Source organism: Thermoplasmatales archaeon, from assembly GCA_014361195.1.
Lineage (GTDB): Archaea > Thermoplasmatota > E2 > UBA202 > JdFR-43 > JACIWB01.
The window spans coordinates 79,731-95,374 of record JACIWA010000001.1 but is presented as its reverse complement, the minus strand read 5'-3'; the positions used below and the strand labels follow the sequence as shown (position 1 = coordinate 95,374).

The 15,644-nt window shown below is 34.1% G+C and carries 15 protein-coding genes; 7 read left to right on the top strand and 8 right to left on the bottom strand.

Translation table 11 applies throughout. The annotated features are described in order from the left end of the window. Positions 1-42: 42 nt before the first annotated feature. Genes H5T44_00390 through H5T44_00375 form a run of 4 tightly spaced genes read left to right on the top strand, consistent with a single transcriptional unit; the run spans position 43 to position 4,574 of the window. The gene (locus tag H5T44_00390) at positions 43-1,131 is read left to right on the top strand and encodes a hypothetical protein (protein ID MBC7080703.1); all 1,089 of its coding nucleotides are present in this window, start codon (positions 43-45) and stop codon (positions 1,129-1,131) included. Then, positions 1,128-1,889: a metallophosphoesterase gene (locus tag H5T44_00385; GenBank protein ID MBC7080702.1), complete on the top strand. Its 762-nt coding sequence runs from the start codon at positions 1,128-1,130 to the stop codon at positions 1,887-1,889. Before H5T44_00390 ends, H5T44_00385 begins: the two co-directional genes overlap by 4 nt. 4 nt (positions 1,890-1,893) lie before the next feature. Then, a complete protein-coding gene (locus H5T44_00380) occupies positions 1,894-2,841 on the top strand; it encodes a phosphoglycerate dehydrogenase (protein ID MBC7080701.1) in 948 nt (315 codons plus the stop codon). Further along, on the top strand, positions 2,838-4,574 hold the full coding sequence (locus tag H5T44_00375; GenBank protein ID MBC7080700.1) for a DUF5591 domain-containing protein: 1,737 nt from the start codon (positions 2,838-2,840) through the stop codon (positions 4,572-4,574). Before H5T44_00380 ends, H5T44_00375 begins: the two co-directional genes overlap by 4 nt. On the opposite strand, the gene H5T44_00370 is transcribed toward H5T44_00375, so the two are convergent. Together H5T44_00370 and H5T44_00365 are read right to left on the bottom strand one after the other, a co-directional pair. Continuing rightward, positions 4,552-5,100, bottom strand: coding sequence for a metallophosphoesterase family protein (locus tag H5T44_00370; GenBank protein MBC7080699.1), 549 nt, complete (start codon positions 5,098-5,100; stop codon positions 4,552-4,554). The two genes, H5T44_00375 and H5T44_00370, sit on opposite strands and share 23 nt — an antisense overlap. Position 5,101: 1 nt before the next feature. Continuing rightward, entirely contained in the window at positions 5,102-5,323 is a 222-nt protein-coding gene (locus H5T44_00365; protein MBC7080698.1) for a hypothetical protein, read from the bottom strand. A gap of 80 nt (positions 5,324-5,403) precedes the next feature. Here H5T44_00365 and H5T44_00360 point away from each other — a divergent pair, with 80 nt between their 5' ends. After that, a complete protein-coding gene (locus tag H5T44_00360; protein ID MBC7080697.1) occupies positions 5,404-7,203 on the top strand; it encodes a threonine--tRNA ligase in 1,800 nt (599 codons plus the stop codon). 2 nt (positions 7,204-7,205) lie between these two features. On the opposite strand, the gene H5T44_00355 is transcribed toward H5T44_00360, so the two are convergent. Then, positions 7,206-9,473, bottom strand: a complete 2,268-nt coding sequence (locus tag H5T44_00355; protein ID MBC7080696.1) for a DUF3068 domain-containing protein — start codon at positions 9,471-9,473, stop codon at positions 7,206-7,208. Between the two features lie 793 nt (positions 9,474-10,266). On the opposite strand from H5T44_00355, the gene H5T44_00350 reads away from it, so the two are divergent. Continuing rightward, positions 10,267-10,581: a hypothetical protein gene (locus H5T44_00350; GenBank protein MBC7080695.1), complete on the top strand. Its 315-nt coding sequence runs from the start codon at positions 10,267-10,269 to the stop codon at positions 10,579-10,581. Between the two features lie 119 nt (positions 10,582-10,700). Here H5T44_00350 and H5T44_00345 read toward each other — a convergent pair whose 3' ends face one another. From H5T44_00345 to H5T44_00325, 5 genes are all read right to left on the bottom strand, one after another. After that, the gene (locus H5T44_00345) at positions 10,701-11,681 is read right to left on the bottom strand and encodes a hypothetical protein (GenBank protein ID MBC7080694.1); all 981 of its coding nucleotides are present in this window, start codon (positions 11,679-11,681) and stop codon (positions 10,701-10,703) included. Position 11,682: 1 nt separating this feature from the next. Continuing rightward, positions 11,683-12,483, bottom strand: coding sequence for a ParB/RepB/Spo0J family partition protein (locus H5T44_00340; protein MBC7080693.1), 801 nt, complete (start codon positions 12,481-12,483; stop codon positions 11,683-11,685). A gap of 106 nt (positions 12,484-12,589) precedes the next feature. Next, the gene (locus tag H5T44_00335; protein MBC7080692.1) at positions 12,590-12,796 is read right to left on the bottom strand and encodes a GIY-YIG nuclease family protein; all 207 of its coding nucleotides are present in this window, start codon (positions 12,794-12,796) and stop codon (positions 12,590-12,592) included. Between the two features lie 108 nt (positions 12,797-12,904). Continuing rightward, positions 12,905-13,732, bottom strand: a complete 828-nt coding sequence (locus tag H5T44_00330; GenBank protein MBC7080691.1) for a CPBP family intramembrane metalloprotease — start codon at positions 13,730-13,732, stop codon at positions 12,905-12,907. Further along, positions 13,695-14,228 (bottom strand): hypothetical protein, encoded by a 534-nt coding sequence (locus tag H5T44_00325; GenBank protein MBC7080690.1) that lies wholly within the window; start codon positions 14,226-14,228, stop codon positions 13,695-13,697. Before H5T44_00325 ends, H5T44_00330 begins: the two co-directional genes overlap by 38 nt. A gap of 996 nt (positions 14,229-15,224) precedes the next feature. Between H5T44_00325 and H5T44_00320 the strand changes: the two genes are divergently transcribed. Next, positions 15,225-15,587: a hypothetical protein gene (locus H5T44_00320; GenBank protein MBC7080689.1), complete on the top strand. Its 363-nt coding sequence runs from the start codon at positions 15,225-15,227 to the stop codon at positions 15,585-15,587. Positions 15,588-15,644 lie beyond the last annotated feature (57 nt).

Genomic DNA, 15,644 nt, shown 5'->3' with positions numbered 1-15,644 from the left:
AAACCAATAGTTAAGTTTATTTATAAACACACATATATTTTCATGGGCAAAGGAGCTAAAATAACAACTTTATCAATTTTTATATTTCTGATTTCTTCCTTCATTTTCATAAAGGTTTTTCCTGAGGGAATTAAATTTTATCCTTCTACAAAAATTGAAATAAAAGGCGAAATGATGCTTTTTGGAAATATAAGTGGCATTGCTTCCGCAATTTCTTCCAAAAATTTCACCGCTGTTTATAATAACATGGAGATAAAAAATTCTACAAAGGAGATTTATCTTGAAGAAAAAATAAATTTTAAATGCGATAAAATTTTTATTTCGGATAAGTTCATTACAAATAGAACATATTTTCAAGGCAATGAATGCTATGTCACATTCGATGATGAAAAAAAATTTTATGAAATAATCAGGGGAGAGATTGAAGGAGAGATTACTATCTTTCCCTATGAAATAATTTATTTGAATGAAAGCGAGAAGGAAATGGAAATAAAAAATTTGATGCCTATTGAGCCAAAAAGTTTTGTTCTTGCAAAAAATGGAAATTTTTTTGTGAAAGAGAACAAAAATTTTTCCTTTATTTTTTTCACTGGAGAAGGAAAATATAGTACAAATGAAAAGAAATTCTATGGAGAAGCAAAAGCTATTTTCATAGATAATAAATTTTATGAAAAATTCAGTTATAGATGGCTTATTTATATCTGGATTTTTTCCTTCATAATATTTATATTTTCCTTATTTTTTAAGAAAGAGCAGGTTGAAGAAGATAAAGATTATCTCGGTTTTTCTATAACTTCCTCTATCTTCTTTTTCTGCATTTCAATATTCCTCTGGAATTGCGAAATTAAAAGAATTGTTGGGCTTGATATCTTCGATTTAAAAAATTTTATAAAATTTTCCTTTTCATTAATCCTTTATATTTTCACCTTTGCGTTAATTGGCTTTCCTATAAGAATTGCAATTTCCTCAATTTTTGAATTCTTTGGAATGCACAATATTGGAAGGGCAATTGCACGCTTTGTTGGCTTCTCGATGATTTTTATACTGGGAATAATTTTTCTTCCTTTTCTTATGAATATCACTCTATCTCCTTTTCTCAAATATTATTTACAATTTGTGAGGTTAACATGATATGTCCCTTAATCAATGAAAGGGCTCTTTATATAAAAAAGGAAAAGGCAATTGTGATAGCAGATCTACATTTAGGTATAGAATTTGAATACCACCTCCATGGCATAAACATTCCAATCCAGACATCTAATATTTTGAAAAGAATAGAGTCTTTAATTGAAAAAAATAATGCAAATAAGCTGATAATTGTTGGGGATTTAAAACATGTGATATCCGCTTCCTCTGGCGGAGAAAATAAGTATTTTATGGAAAAAGAAAGAAAAGAAGTCAGATTTTTTTTGAAAAGATTGAGCGAACTTGTCGAGATAATAATTGTTAAAGGTAATCACGATGCATTTTTAAGAAGCAAAAGAGCTGATATATACAATGCAAGAGGTTTCAAAATGGGCAAAATTTCATTTGCTCACGGGCACGCCTGGCCATCGCAAGATTTAATGAGCGGAAAAAATATTATTTTTGCACATCTTCATCCTGTAATAAAAATTAAAAGCAATTATGGATATTACACAAAACCATGCTGGGTAAGAGGAAGTTTGAATAAAAATTTAAATAGATATATTAGATGGAATAAAAAAATGAATTTTATAATAATGCCCTCCTTCAATTTGCTGTGCGGCGGCACCGCCGTAAATATGGAGAAGCTGGATGGGCCGATTCCGAAAATTGCGGATATTGAAAATTCCTGCGTTTATCTTTTAGATGGTACAAATCTTGGAGCAGTAAAAAATTTAAAGAAATTATCGATTAGTGAAAGGTGAGAAAATGAAAATAATAGTTACTGATAAGGTATCGGAAGAGGCAATTAAAAAATTGAGAGAGAGGCATGAAGTGTATTTCAAAGAGCTGAGAGGCGAGGAGCTTGCAAGAGAAATAGGAGAATATGATGCTTTGATGGTGAGGAGCGCAACAAAGGTTACAAAGGAAATCATAGAAAATGCAAAAAAGCTGAAGGTTATCGGAAGGGCGGGGATAGGAGTTGATAACATAGATGTTGAAACCGCATCAAAGAAAGGAATAATTGTTGTTAACTCACCCACTGGAACAACTCACTCAGTTGCGGAATTAACAATTGGCTTTATGTTTGCACTTGCAAGAAAAATATGCTATGGCGATGCAACAATGAGGAAAGGAATATGGGCAAAAAAGGAAATGGAAGGGATAGAGCTATATGGAAAAACTCTCGGTTTAATTGGCTCCGGAAATATTGCTCAGGAAGTAGCAAAAATTGCAAATGCCATAGGAATGAATGTTCTTGTATATAGTCCGAATTGCACTGAAGAAAAAGCAAGGAAAATGGGGGCAAAATTGAAGAGCATTGAAAAAATTTTCAGCGAGGCAGATTTTGTTTCGATTCATATCCCAAAAACAAAAGATACCCACCATATGGTCAATGAAAGAATGCTTTCTTTAATGAAAAAAAGTGCTTTCCTCATAAATTGCTCTAGAGGAGGAATTGTGGATGAAGAAGCATTGTATAAATTCCTGAAAGAAAAAAAGATAGCGGGAGCTGCCATTGATGTATATGAAAAAGAGCCCCCTGAAAAATCCCCTCTTTTTGAGCTAGAAAATGCTATATTCACTCCTCATATAGGAGCATCCACCATTGAAGGGCAGGAGAGGGCGGGTATAATCTGCGCGGAGCAAATATTAAAAGCGCTGGATGGGGAGGAGCCTGACTACTGGGTGAACAAAAATTTAATTAAGAGATGAGTCTTAAACTTGAAATAGAAGCAAGAAGTTGTAATACAAGAGCGGGCTATATTGAAATAGAAAATAAAAAAATAAAGATTCCAAATATTCTATGGTATTCTTCAAAGAGAATAAAGCCACCTGAATTTTCGGAAGTTAAACTGGGGGAAGAAATAGGGTTAGGAGGAAGTTTTTTTTATCCTGAAGAATGCAAGTTCTGCATCCCTCCTTCCTTATCCTACCCTTATTTTTTTGGTGAGGATTTCCCCCGTTTTCTGGCGGAAAATGATTTCTTTAGTTTTGTATCCAAAAACTCTTGCCAAAAAGAAGAAAAGATATATGTGATGGCAAATTCAAAGGAAGCTTATTCAAATCCAAGAGATTTTGTTGATTATTTGGCTGAGATAAGAGGTAAAATAGGTTATAAAGTTCTATATGCGCCTGCGATAGCAAATCCATTAAATCTTCCAATTCTTTCCTACTGTGGAATTGATCTTTTTGATTCTGTTGATTTAATTTTTAAAAGCAGAAAGAAAATATATTTTACTTCCGAAAGTGAATTTAATTTAGATGAATTAAAAGAATATCCTTGTTCCTGTGCATACTGTAAAAATGGTATAGAAAATTTTGAAGATTTGCTTTTTCACAATTATGAAGTAATGAAAAATGAGCTGATAAAAGTAAGGGAGTATATAGCAAATGGCAACTTAAGGGAATATGTTGAATCAAAAATTCATTTTTCCACGCATCTTGCTTCAATAATAAGAATTATGGATATTGAAAAATATTCCTATCAGGAAAAAAGATATCCGATAAATGGAAAAAAAATAATTGCCTCTCTATACTCCTTTTATAGGCCGGATATTTTGAGATTTAGAGAAAGAATTTGCAATATTTACAGGAAACCGCAATCAGCGAAAATACTTTTGCTTCTCCCATGTTCTTCAAAAAAACCTTATTCAAAATCAAAGTCTCATAAAAAATTTATAGAATTGATCTCTTCATTCAAAAATAGAAATGTTATACATGAAGTTATAGTAACCTCTCCTCTTGCAATTGTTCCAAGAGAGCTTGAATATACATACCCATCCGCTCATTATGATATCTCAACAATCGGTCACTGGGATAAGGAAGAAATTGATATAATAAAGAAATGCTTTGAAAAATTCATTTTTAAAAACAATTATGAAGTAATAATAAATCACCTCTCGCCCCCTATATCATCCATTCTTGAAATAGATGCAATCAATACCTGTATTGATCATCCTGTTTCACCTTCTTCGCTTAAAAATTTGTCAAACGCTTTGAAAATCTGCGAGAATTTTGAATATGTAAGTAAAGAGAGAAGGGATTATGAAAATGTTTTTTCAATGCTTTATTTTCAGTTTTCAAATCCAGAAAAGTTCATGGAGAAGTGTGTTGTAAGAGGTAATTTTCCACACTATAAGTTATATTATGAGGGTAAACAAATTGCTTCATTTGTTCCAGAGAGAGGTCTTTTTTCTTTAACTATTGAAGGAGGAAAGAAAATGGGTAAAAATTATTGGGTGGAGATAGAGGATTTTTATCCAAAAGGGAGCATTTTTGCCTGCGGGGTGGTGGATGCGGACGAAAAGATAAGGGTGGGGGATGAAGTGATTGTTTTTCATGAAAATGAAGTGAGGGCGGTTGGGGTTGCAAAAATGAATTCAGAGGAGATGGTGGAAAGCTCGAGTGGAGAAGCTGTAAAAGTCAGGCATCATATCCAACCATAATTATTTCTTTTTTCTCTGTATCAATAATTGTATATTCTCCAGATTTTCCAACACTACTGTTTACAACAATTGTATCTCCAAATTTTCCATATCCTGCATCTTCATGTACATGTCCACATATAATATATGAGGGCTTTTTTTCTTCCATAATTTTTCTTAAACTTTTGTCTCCAATATGCATCCCAAAAAATGCTTTATCCTTCGTTTTATAAGGAGGATAATGGCTTACAACTATATCTATTCCTTCTTTTTCCGTGAAAAATTTCTTTACCCCGCAAATTTTCATAGAATTTATTTCTAGCCTTTTTTCATCAATGAACTTTATTTTTTTATATTTTAGCTCCGAATCTGTATTTCCATAAACCGCATAAATTTGCAAATCTATCCCATTAAAAATTTCCTCATTTATAAATCCAAGATCCCCAGCTATTATACCAATATCTGGCATCTCATTCTTTATCCCTTTGATAAAATTTTCATATTTCTCCTTTTTGCCGTGAAAATCAGCAGCACAAATAATAATCATATCACTTTTCTTCTCTATATTTTAAATTTATTTCTCTGTTCAGCTTTATATATAGCTCCGCTCCTTTTTCAAGTATTTTTTCATCATTTAAAACCGCTATTGCCTCTTCTCCTATAATTTGCAGAAGTTTTTTTATTTCTTCTCTATTCATCTCCACAAGCTTCCTTATTTCTCCAACCAGCTCCTGTATGCTTTCCCCCTCTATCTTTATTTCTATTTTCATATTTCATAATTAGAAAACAATTTATTTATTTTGCTGTGAAGTTTTGCTTAAATTTTTATATGACTCAAGTTTTTACCTTCATGAGGATATTATTCATTCACGCTGATTTCATGGAATACGAGATTAAAGAAAAAGCGATTGAAAAAGCGGAAGAAACAGATAAGAAAAAAGACAGGATGGAAGATGCTCTTGTTTCTTTTATTTCTGTTGAAAAAGATGATGAAGCTTATGAAGTAGCATGCAATGAAATAAGAAATGTTGCAATGATGATTAATACAAAAAACATAATGCTCTATCCTTATGCGCATTTATCGAGTGAGCTTGCTCCTCCTGAAATTGCAATTGAAATAATGAAAAATATGGAGGAAGAGCTGAAAAGAGATTACAATGTAAAAAGGGCACCATTTGGATGGTATAAATCTTTCAAGATAAGTTGTAAGGGCCATCCTTTATCTGAGCTATCCCGCCATATCCAGTGCAAAAAGGAAGAGAAAGGAGAAGAAGTAAAATCTGAATGGTATATTCTCACCCCTCAGGGAGAATTGATTGAAGCAGAAAAATTTGATTTTTCAAATCATGAAGAGCTAAAAATATTTTATGAGTATGAAGCTTTTGGCAGCAGAAAATCAGAAGAGGAGCCCGCTCATATAAAATTGATGAAGGAGCATGAGCTTGTAGGTTATGAAAATGCATCAGATTACGGAAATATGAAATGGTATCCAAAAGGCTATCTGATAAAGAGATTGCTTGAAGAAAAAGTCGAGGAGATGTGCCTTTCCGCGGGCGCCATGGAGGTGGAGACGCCAATCATGTATGATATAAGCCATCCCTCGCTGAGCAAATATATAAAGAAGTTTCCAGCTCGTCAGTATGTTGTAAGGGGGGATAAAGGAGATGAATTTTTCTTGAGGTTTGCTGCTTGCTTTGGGCAATATCTGATGGCACACGAGATGCATATATCATATAAAAATCTTCCAATAAGGTTTTTTGAGCTGGCAAAATCTTTCAGGAGGGAACAGCATGGTGAGCTTGCGGGAATTAAGAGGTTGAGGGCATTTACAATGCCTGATATGCATACCATATGCAAGGATGAAAAGCAGTCCTTGGAAGAGTTTAAAAAGCAATTTCTTTTATCTATGGAGTGGGCAAAATTAATTGAGATAGAGGGGGAAGTTGCAATGAGGTTTGTAAAGGATTTTTTTGAAAAAAATAAGGATTTTTTCGTATCACTTGTTAAAATATGGGGGAAGCCTGTGCTTGTTGAAATGTGGGATAAAAAATATTTCTATTTTGTAACAAAATTTGAAATAAATTTAAATGATTCAGTTGGCAAATCTTTTGCTCTTTCAACCGTTCAGATAGATGTTGATAATCCAAAATCATTTGAAATCACCTATATAGATGAAAACGGGGAGAGAAAATATCCATATTTGCTTCATGCATCAATTTCTGGGGGGATTGATAGATGTGTTTGTGCAATTTTAGAAAAAGAAGCGATGAAAATTAAAAAAGGAATAAAGCCATCTTTTCCATTCTGGCTTGCTCCAACTCAAGTTAGAATAATTCCAGTAAATGAAACCTTCTTAGATGATTGTAAAAAGATTGCTAGAAAGATAAAGGCAAGGATAGATATAGATGACAGGGATGAGAGCGTTTCAAAAAAGATAAGAGACGCAGAGAAGGAATGGATACCGATAATAATTGTATATGGAGAGAAGGAGAAAGAAGGAAAATTCAGGCCAAGATATAGATTTGAATGCGATAAAGAAGAAGTAAGTTTAAAGGATTTAAATCTTTTAATAAAGGAAAAAATGAAGGGCTTTAATTTCAGACCTCTTTCACTTCCAGTTATGCTGAGTAAGAGAGCGAGATTTAGATAAGTTTATCTGTTTTTAATCCAATAAATTAGAAGAATTATACCAAATAAAATTAAAAGCAAAGGAATTACAATCTGTAAGAAAATCAGCAGGAAAGACGCCTTTTTTGCTTCTTCCACCATTTCATTTACTGACCTCTCCTTCATCCAGTATCTTAAATCAAGCACCTTTACTTTATTTTCAGATAATTTCTCTACCTGATTTTTTTGCTCTTTTGCTTTTTCAATATTCTCAAAAATATCCCTTGTTTTCAGGTTTATCCTGACAATGCTACTATTTGAGGATGAAAAATTGAGCAGGCGGGCCATAGTAGCGGATTTCTCCCTCATTTCCTTAATTGTTTCCTCACTAAAAGATAACTCTAATTTATATATATCAACCCACAGAAATCCTCTGATTCCAGCTATTAATTCAAGAGGATTTATTTTTTTAATCGAATTCTTATTCATGTCAATAATGAGCCCTGTTTTTGGTTCAACCCAATAATTTGTTTCAGTTATATATCTTAAATTAATTCCAAGTGTTGAATCATACAAAAATCTATCTTCTTTTGTTTCGAAAAGATAGGTATGAATTCCTTCATGATCTTCTTCTCTTATAAATGAAACTATCGATGGCAAATTTATTTCAGTATTCCACATTAGATAATCCCTTTTTTCAACGCCTGGCGGGAATGTAAATAACCCCTCTCTTTCCATATCTCCATAATTTTTTGCTTCCTCGCATGTGTCTGCATAAACTCCATGATATTCTTCCTTGCAGGCCATTTCAATTTTCTCACCATTTCTTTTATCCCTGGTTTCAGTTATATCCTTTATAACAATAACTTTTTTCCCATCCTCCCAATGCAAGTTTTCCGCTTTTAAATTTCTCACCATTTCTATATCCTTCATAACAGATGCAATCCATAGCTTGCCCTCCATCTTTATGCTTGCTTCAAAATTTTCTGGTATGGTGTGTAAATCAGGAAAACTTGCATCTATGCATCCTTCTTTTTCAAGATAAACTATGAAACCGGTGGATGGCTCAACCCAGTAATTTGTTTTTCCACTGTAGTAAAGTTTTATATCTCTATCACTTAATCCTTCCACACTTCTATTGCCCATAAAATAATTTTTCACCTCACTTTCATATCTATAAACCTTTAGCCCTCCTATATCTTCCTCCCTCACAAATTTTACATCCGATACATCCTTTATATCAGGATTCCATAACCCGTAATCTTTCTTTTCAACACCTATTGGAAATGTAAGCAATCCTTTTTTTCCGCATAAAAACTCAATCAATTCCATTGTATATGGATTCACCGCATCTTCTGAATAAGAGCATAAGTCCTCTACTCTTTTGCCATTCTCATCAGTTGCAATTACCTCATTTTTTATTATATAATAATTTTCAAAGTTCTTCAGGGTTTCTATATGGTTACATACACTCAAATTCCTTTTCTCATAAAGAGCATTTGAAGTATTTAAAATAACAATTTTTCCGTCCAAAAAAACACTTGTATTAAGGTTAGAAGGAAGTTTCCTTAGATTTGGAAAATGAGCATATTGCCATATATGTTTCTGTAAATCAACTATTGTTCCAGTAGTTGGCTCAACCCAGGCGGTAAGATCCCCACTATAAAAAACTTTTACTTCAGGTAGATCAGGAAGATATCCAAAAAACACATTTTCCTGTCCTCCCGAAAATTTATAAGTCTTTATACCTCCTCTCTTTTCCTCTCCTGCATATTTCCCCTGGGCCTGCGCCTCCTCCTTCGTGATGTAGCCATTTCTGAAGGGGGTATCGAGATCTGTATTCCATACAAGATAATCCCTTTTTTCCACTCCTATTGGAAATATCCATTGGCCGCTTCTATCTAAATCTCCAAAACCCTCAATGTTTTTTGCGGTGTAGGGGTCAATGCCATATAAATTTGTCGTGCATAAATCATTTATTTTTTCTTTGCTATATCTATCAAAAACCTCTATTTCCTCTTTTATAAGAAGAACTTTTCCCTCATAGCCTATGCTCCTTATTTTCCTTGTAATTTCAACATTTTTATAATCAAGAGAAGCGGTTTTTGGGTTGAGCATTCCGAGCTCTCCTTCATAAAATATGGTTTCATTCAGGCTGGATGGTATTTTCTTCATTGAAGGAACAAAATAAAAGGAGATACTCGGTGAAATTATAAAAAATAATATTGCTAGAGCAAATGCTAAATGCCTTCCATTCATGTAGATAATAGATAAAGAATATTTAACATTTAAGGGTTTTTTCAGCAAAAGCATTTCAGGAGAGAAATCTCCCTTTTTCCATTAAAAGGGCTGTTTTTTCATTACTTTACTGCTTTCTTTCAATGCGAAATTTCCAAACTCTTTCAGGGTGATTTGAATAACATGGCTTTAATCACTTTTTTAGCACAAATCGAAATGATGTATAACGTTTTGCGAATAAAAGAAGTTGCTAAAGGTAGGAAGCCTTTTATCCAATGTTGTGCGAGTGCGATAGCACCAAAATTTCGTAGAAATTTTGAGTTCACGAAGCCTCGCCCCGAAATGGTATAATTTAAATGCATCTTTTATCTATTCTTAGGTATGGTTAAAATATAAGAAGTAAAAGCAAGAAGTGTAATAAACCAAAATTCCTGGTGCAGATTGGGGCATTAATTATTATCGTGGTTGTACTCATAGGTGCATTTATTGTTATCTAAAATTTCTTTGTAGATGGAGGAAACAAAAAGAAAAATGGGGTGGATTTGTCGATGTAAAAATAAATGCACCTGAATTGGTTGTCAAGGAAAGCAAAGATAAAGAAGGGACAGCTATCTTATGCAATGGTGGAGATGCATACCAACCAATCGATAAAAATACCAATTAACAAGGAAATTTCTTCAAAACTTAAATCCAAACCTAAAATTATCAATTTTAACGAAATCCGATTTAATCACACGAGACATGATTTATTCAAATGCTTCAAAAACATAGAATTAGATTCGACAATAACAACTTTAGATGAAAATATCAAAAAAGTATTTGAGCTGTTTTTTCCAAATTCAGATGCAAGATTGGAAACTCGAAGAAATTGAAACAAGAAGGATTTTATACCTATGTTTTTGTTGGTCCAATTTTCCCATATTTAACAGATTTGGAAGAGATTTTTAAGAAAGTTTCTCCATTTGTTGATTTGTTTATTTTTGAGGATTTGAATTTGAATCAATGTAGAAAAGAAGTTTTTGAAGCGATAAAAAAGAATTTTCCTGAGTTGGAAGATAAATACAGGAATTTATCAAAGGAATTTTGGTTTGAAAAAGAAAAGGAGATTAAAGAATTAAGTAAAAAGTTCAATAAACCAATTAAGATTTATTTTAAACACACAGGTTCTCTTAAATTTAGATAGGTGAGGTGGAGTGAATTTCTACTAACCGTTATTATGCGCTTTGAAGAAGCGAAGCGACTGAAAGTGCAAGGGGTTCAACGAATGAGACAAGGAGAAAGTCAATTGAGGGGTACCGAAATTTATTTTAACAATTTTAATTTATCCGGCTCTTCTGTTAATAATAATTTTAATTTATCCGGCTCTTTTGTTAATATCCGCCATAAATCTTTTATGAACTTCATATCAGCAATTATATGTTCTTCTATTTTATTGAACTCTTTTCCTTTGTAAAAATCTGGGATTTCGGAGTTTTTATATTTTGGTTTGCTTATTTTCAATTTTTTAGCTAATTCTTCGGCACAGAGTCCTTTAAATCTGAATTTGTTAAATGGTAATAAACATTGCATAGTATCTATTATAAAAATATTGTGAAAAAATAAATCCATTAAGTTTTCATAAGAATCAATATTATTATGAGCCATTCTATGAATTAACATTGGAATATCAAATCTAAGCAGGTTATGACCTATAATCGTTACACTTTTCCCAGTTTGGAGGAGATTTTTCAGATAATCGTAAAAATCCTTCAATATTTGTTTTTCTCCAACCTTCCATTCTTTCAAAATATTGAGCTTTCCCTTACTACGTTTATATTGAATTGAAATTATTTTTGTGTTACCAAATTTGAATTTTTTTCTCTTAGAGAAAGTTTCTATATCTAGATACAAAATAAACCGTTTTTCCTCTTCGGCACCGAGTCCTTTAAATTTGAATTCTGGTAATGAACACTGCATATTATCTATTACAAAAAAATTGTGAAATAAATCCATTAAGTTTTCATAAGAATCAATATTATTATGAGCCATTCTATGAATTAACATTGGAATATCAAATCTAAGCAGGTTATGACCTATAATCGTTACATCCCCAGTTTGGAGGAGATTTTTCAGATACTCGTAAAAACCCTTCAATATTTGTTCTTCTCCATCCTTCCATTCTTTCGAAATATTGATCCTTCCATTATTGTCTTCATATTGAACTTGAATTGAAATTATTTTTGTGTTACCAAATTTGAATTCTCCATCAGAGAAAGTTTCTACATCGAGATACAAAATAGCCATTTTACCATCTCCACTTTAATTTTTTGATAACTTCTTTCAGCGGTTGTTCATCTTCCTTAAATTTCTTTATAGCATCTTTGACTGAAGGTATTAATTCTTTTGGAATGAATGGACATTCATCAATACTTCGACAAAGATGGGTATCAAAAGCTCCCTCAAGGGCTTGTTCTCTCAATTCTGATAATTTATTCAAATCACCGCCACTTCTTTTTATAAGTTCAAGTTGTATATTTTGTTTAAATCCGCTAATTTCTTCAAGCGCCTCTTCTTGTTCTTCTGGTGAGAAAGTTTCAGCTAGTTTTGATAAAGTACTAATACCAGCTGGCCCCTCAGCGGTTGTTAGTTTTTCTAATATCGAAGGCGCAAGATTAAGAAGTGCTAAATATTTCTTGATTGTAGAAATCGATACACCTGTTTCTTTGGCAACTCTATTATAATCTTTATATTTCTCATAAATTTTTTGATATGCTCTTGCTTTATCAACAGGGTTCATATCGGCTCTATGTACGTTTTCAACGAGTGATATTATTGTAGCGTCTGTGTCATCTAATTTGTCTCTTATGATAGCAGGAATGGTTTTCCATCCGAGTTTTTTACACGCAAGAAATCGTCTTTGACCAGCAATCAAATCATACTTTCCGTCTTGTCTTTTCATAACTATTATAGGATTCAGCAGTCCCTTCTCTTTTATACTATTAGCTAAATCATCAAGATTTGTATCTTCAGTTCCAGCATCTAAATCTTTACGAGTATTAAATTCTGATAAATTAATGTCGTCTAGTTTTATTTCTTTTACTTCCATGATAACAGATACAAAAGTTAAATGTATAAAAATATTTCTAAAATAGCGCCCCGAGGCTGATTGCGTATAACGTTTTGCGGATAAAAGAAGCCCAGCCCTCTAAGCGCTATAATCCTAACCTCCTTTCTAATCCTCGCCAAGCACTACCATACAACTTTAACCTTCTTTCCCTTAGTTGTGCTTGTTTCCCATTGTTGTAAGCTTCGTAGTACACCAATTCTATATCAACATCTTTTTTCTTATGTTCAACTAACCTTCTTTCTATGTCTTTGGTGTAACCTATGTAAATCCTTTCTGTCCTATTGTTTTTCAAAATGTTTACATAATGCATACGTATAGAGGGCTGGATTTGGGCGAAGCGTAGCGATGCCTTTTATCCGCTGTTTGGCGATAGTGCGAGCCAAGGGGTGAACCCGTGTAATTACAACTCCAGAAATGCATATGCAATCGCCTGCGGTAATCCGTGCAGGATGGCTGGAGCCACGACGCTGCCGGTCTTCTCTCGGATAAATCCATAGACAAGCCCGCTGAAAAACGTCCAAAGACCCCACCACCACATCAGCTCGAAATTCCCTAAGAATGGATTGAAGTGATTCAAAACATGCATAAATCCGAAGATCAGAGAGGTAATGACTACTCCCCAGCCCCAATTCACGCCGAAAAAGCGGTAAGGACGACCAAAAGTCTCATTTAGTCGTGACTGGATGTAACCCCGAAACAGTATCTCCTCACCAGGGCCGAGAAACGCAAAGTAGAAGATGAAAGCTGAAGACGCTTTTCCAATCATCGGTCCCAATGATGGCGAAATGCCAAGCAGAAGGAATGAGAACGCACTGATGGTACCCAGATTGCTCGCAGTGGGCTTGTTCCTTAACATCCATGCTATTGCAAAGAGTACCGCCAACTCTATCACCGCCAAGAGCAATGCGCCGTCCCATCGCGTCCAATTTAGAAAGGCAAATGGCACACAGGACACCGCCACAGGGAGGAAACACGTCAATACCACGTCCAAATGATACTTGAGATTCTTAAACGAAATCCCGTAGGCAGCGAAGTTCCTTCGAGTCACTAATAGAAAAACCGAAGGCATGGCAATCATCACGGCATACTCTAGGAAAGGCCGCTGCAAAACGCGACTTTTCCACTCGCCTAATAGTGGAATTTGCATAGCCCAAATGATCAGAAAGGTTACAAGGAAAACAAAAAAGACCTCAAGAATCACTTTGATCTTGGATTGTGTGTAAGTCATTTTGAAAGCCCCTTTTGCTTAAGTTTCGAGCGAGCATTTCGCCTAACGTTTCGCGGATAAAAGAAGTCCTTAGGTTTGGACGAAAGTCTTTTCCGCTATTATACGCTGTTGCCATAAGTATTTCAACCATCGGCATTTCAGGCGATCTTGGATTAGGAATAACCTTTCTCGTGCTGGGATCAACTATGAGGTCTAATTGCTCAAGCACTATTTGCCCCACAAGAGGTTGAGTGCCTTCTGGTTCTCCCAAAACATTGAACTCGCCCGCCCTTCCGCACATTTCGACAGTTACAACACCGTAGACTGATTTAATCTCCGTTTTGTTATTTGCGTATCTTACTCTTGCCTCTCTCATCTTTTTCAGATTGAGTTCGGCAATGATATTTTGAGGTAGAACGAGCATCGTTGCTCCTGTATCAATAACTGCTTCTACTTCGATTGACTTTGCTGGATCAAACAAACTTGTAAGCCTAACCTTCTCTATCACCTTTTCCATTTAATTCCCTCTTTTATATTTTTAAGTGTTGCATATTTAAATACTTTTGGTTTTGCAATGTCGCTTAACGGCTGATGGGTAAGTGAAGTTGCTAAAGGCAATTTGGGCAAAGCCATGAAGTGGCTGAGCCGTATAGCCAGTGTTATATAACCCGAACAAAGTGAGGACGAGGAGCGAAGCGATGAAGCGTTGCCCAGAAGCCACTCCCAATAATTCCTCTTCCGTACCTTAATATTAAGGCGTTAAATCTGTGTGGCATAGCTCAATATTTCCTCTCTTGTTGGAAATCCTTCCAATCCTATGTATCTTATCTTTAATCCCGCAGATATTGATGCGAATTTTATAGCCTTCCTCACAGTGAGATTATCCATATATATTGCTAAAAAGTTGCACCAAATATGTCTGCTCCAGTGAAGCCCTTAGCATCTAACTTTAGACTCGGCTTTTTCAATTTCATCTTCCACAAGAAATATATATCCTTTCTTTCCCATTTACTATGGCGATTTTCACTCCTTCATGAACCAAATATGATAATATCTCCTCTCCTCCAATCTTGAATGCTGAAGCCTCAGCTTTTCCTCTCTCGACGATATCGATATTTCAAGAACTTGTCGAAGTCTTCAGGCAAAGTTATTTCCACTCTTTCTTTTTTGCCAATTCAAACCAAGTTTTAAACAATGGAAATAACATTCATGTTCAGGATCCCGCGGATAATAAAAATGTGATATCTGTCCTCCACATAATTCAGGTTTTCCACTTACAGTTCTCCAACCGATGGTGCCCAAGAAAAGATGCCTGTCATTTATTAGCAAACTATCTATGCTAGGCAACATTCTAAAGCGAAATAACTCAATCGAAACCTTTTCACTTCTCAGGTTTTTTATCCTTCCAGCATATCATCTTTGTTTCATTTTTCATCCTTTTGATAACAACTGAGTTAAAATTTTCTGCATCAACTTAAGAGATATATTTTTATATCCCCATGCCTTTTATTTCATGAAAAAAATTATAGCATTTATCTTTGCATCTTTTTTACTTTTTGGATGCGTTGAAAGGAAAACGGTTAGAATGAGTATGAATGAACTTATAAATGACACGGAAAAAGAAGTTTATAATGAATCATTTTATTACTACTATGGTTATAAATCTCTTGAAGAAGGAGATGTTCTTATAATAGATGACAACATATCTGGAAAAATGTCACAAGAAAATGTCACATTTATCTCTTTTGCTTCCTCACCAGATTATGGAATATATTTTGATGCAAACCTAACCGATTTAAAAGAAGGAGACCATGTGGAAGTTAAGTTGCACATAAAGAAAGACCATTTTAAAAAAGCGGTAAATACTACCATATAGACATACGATTTAGAAGTTTTTGAAGAAGGATGGGATTTCACCCAGCATGCCCCAGTG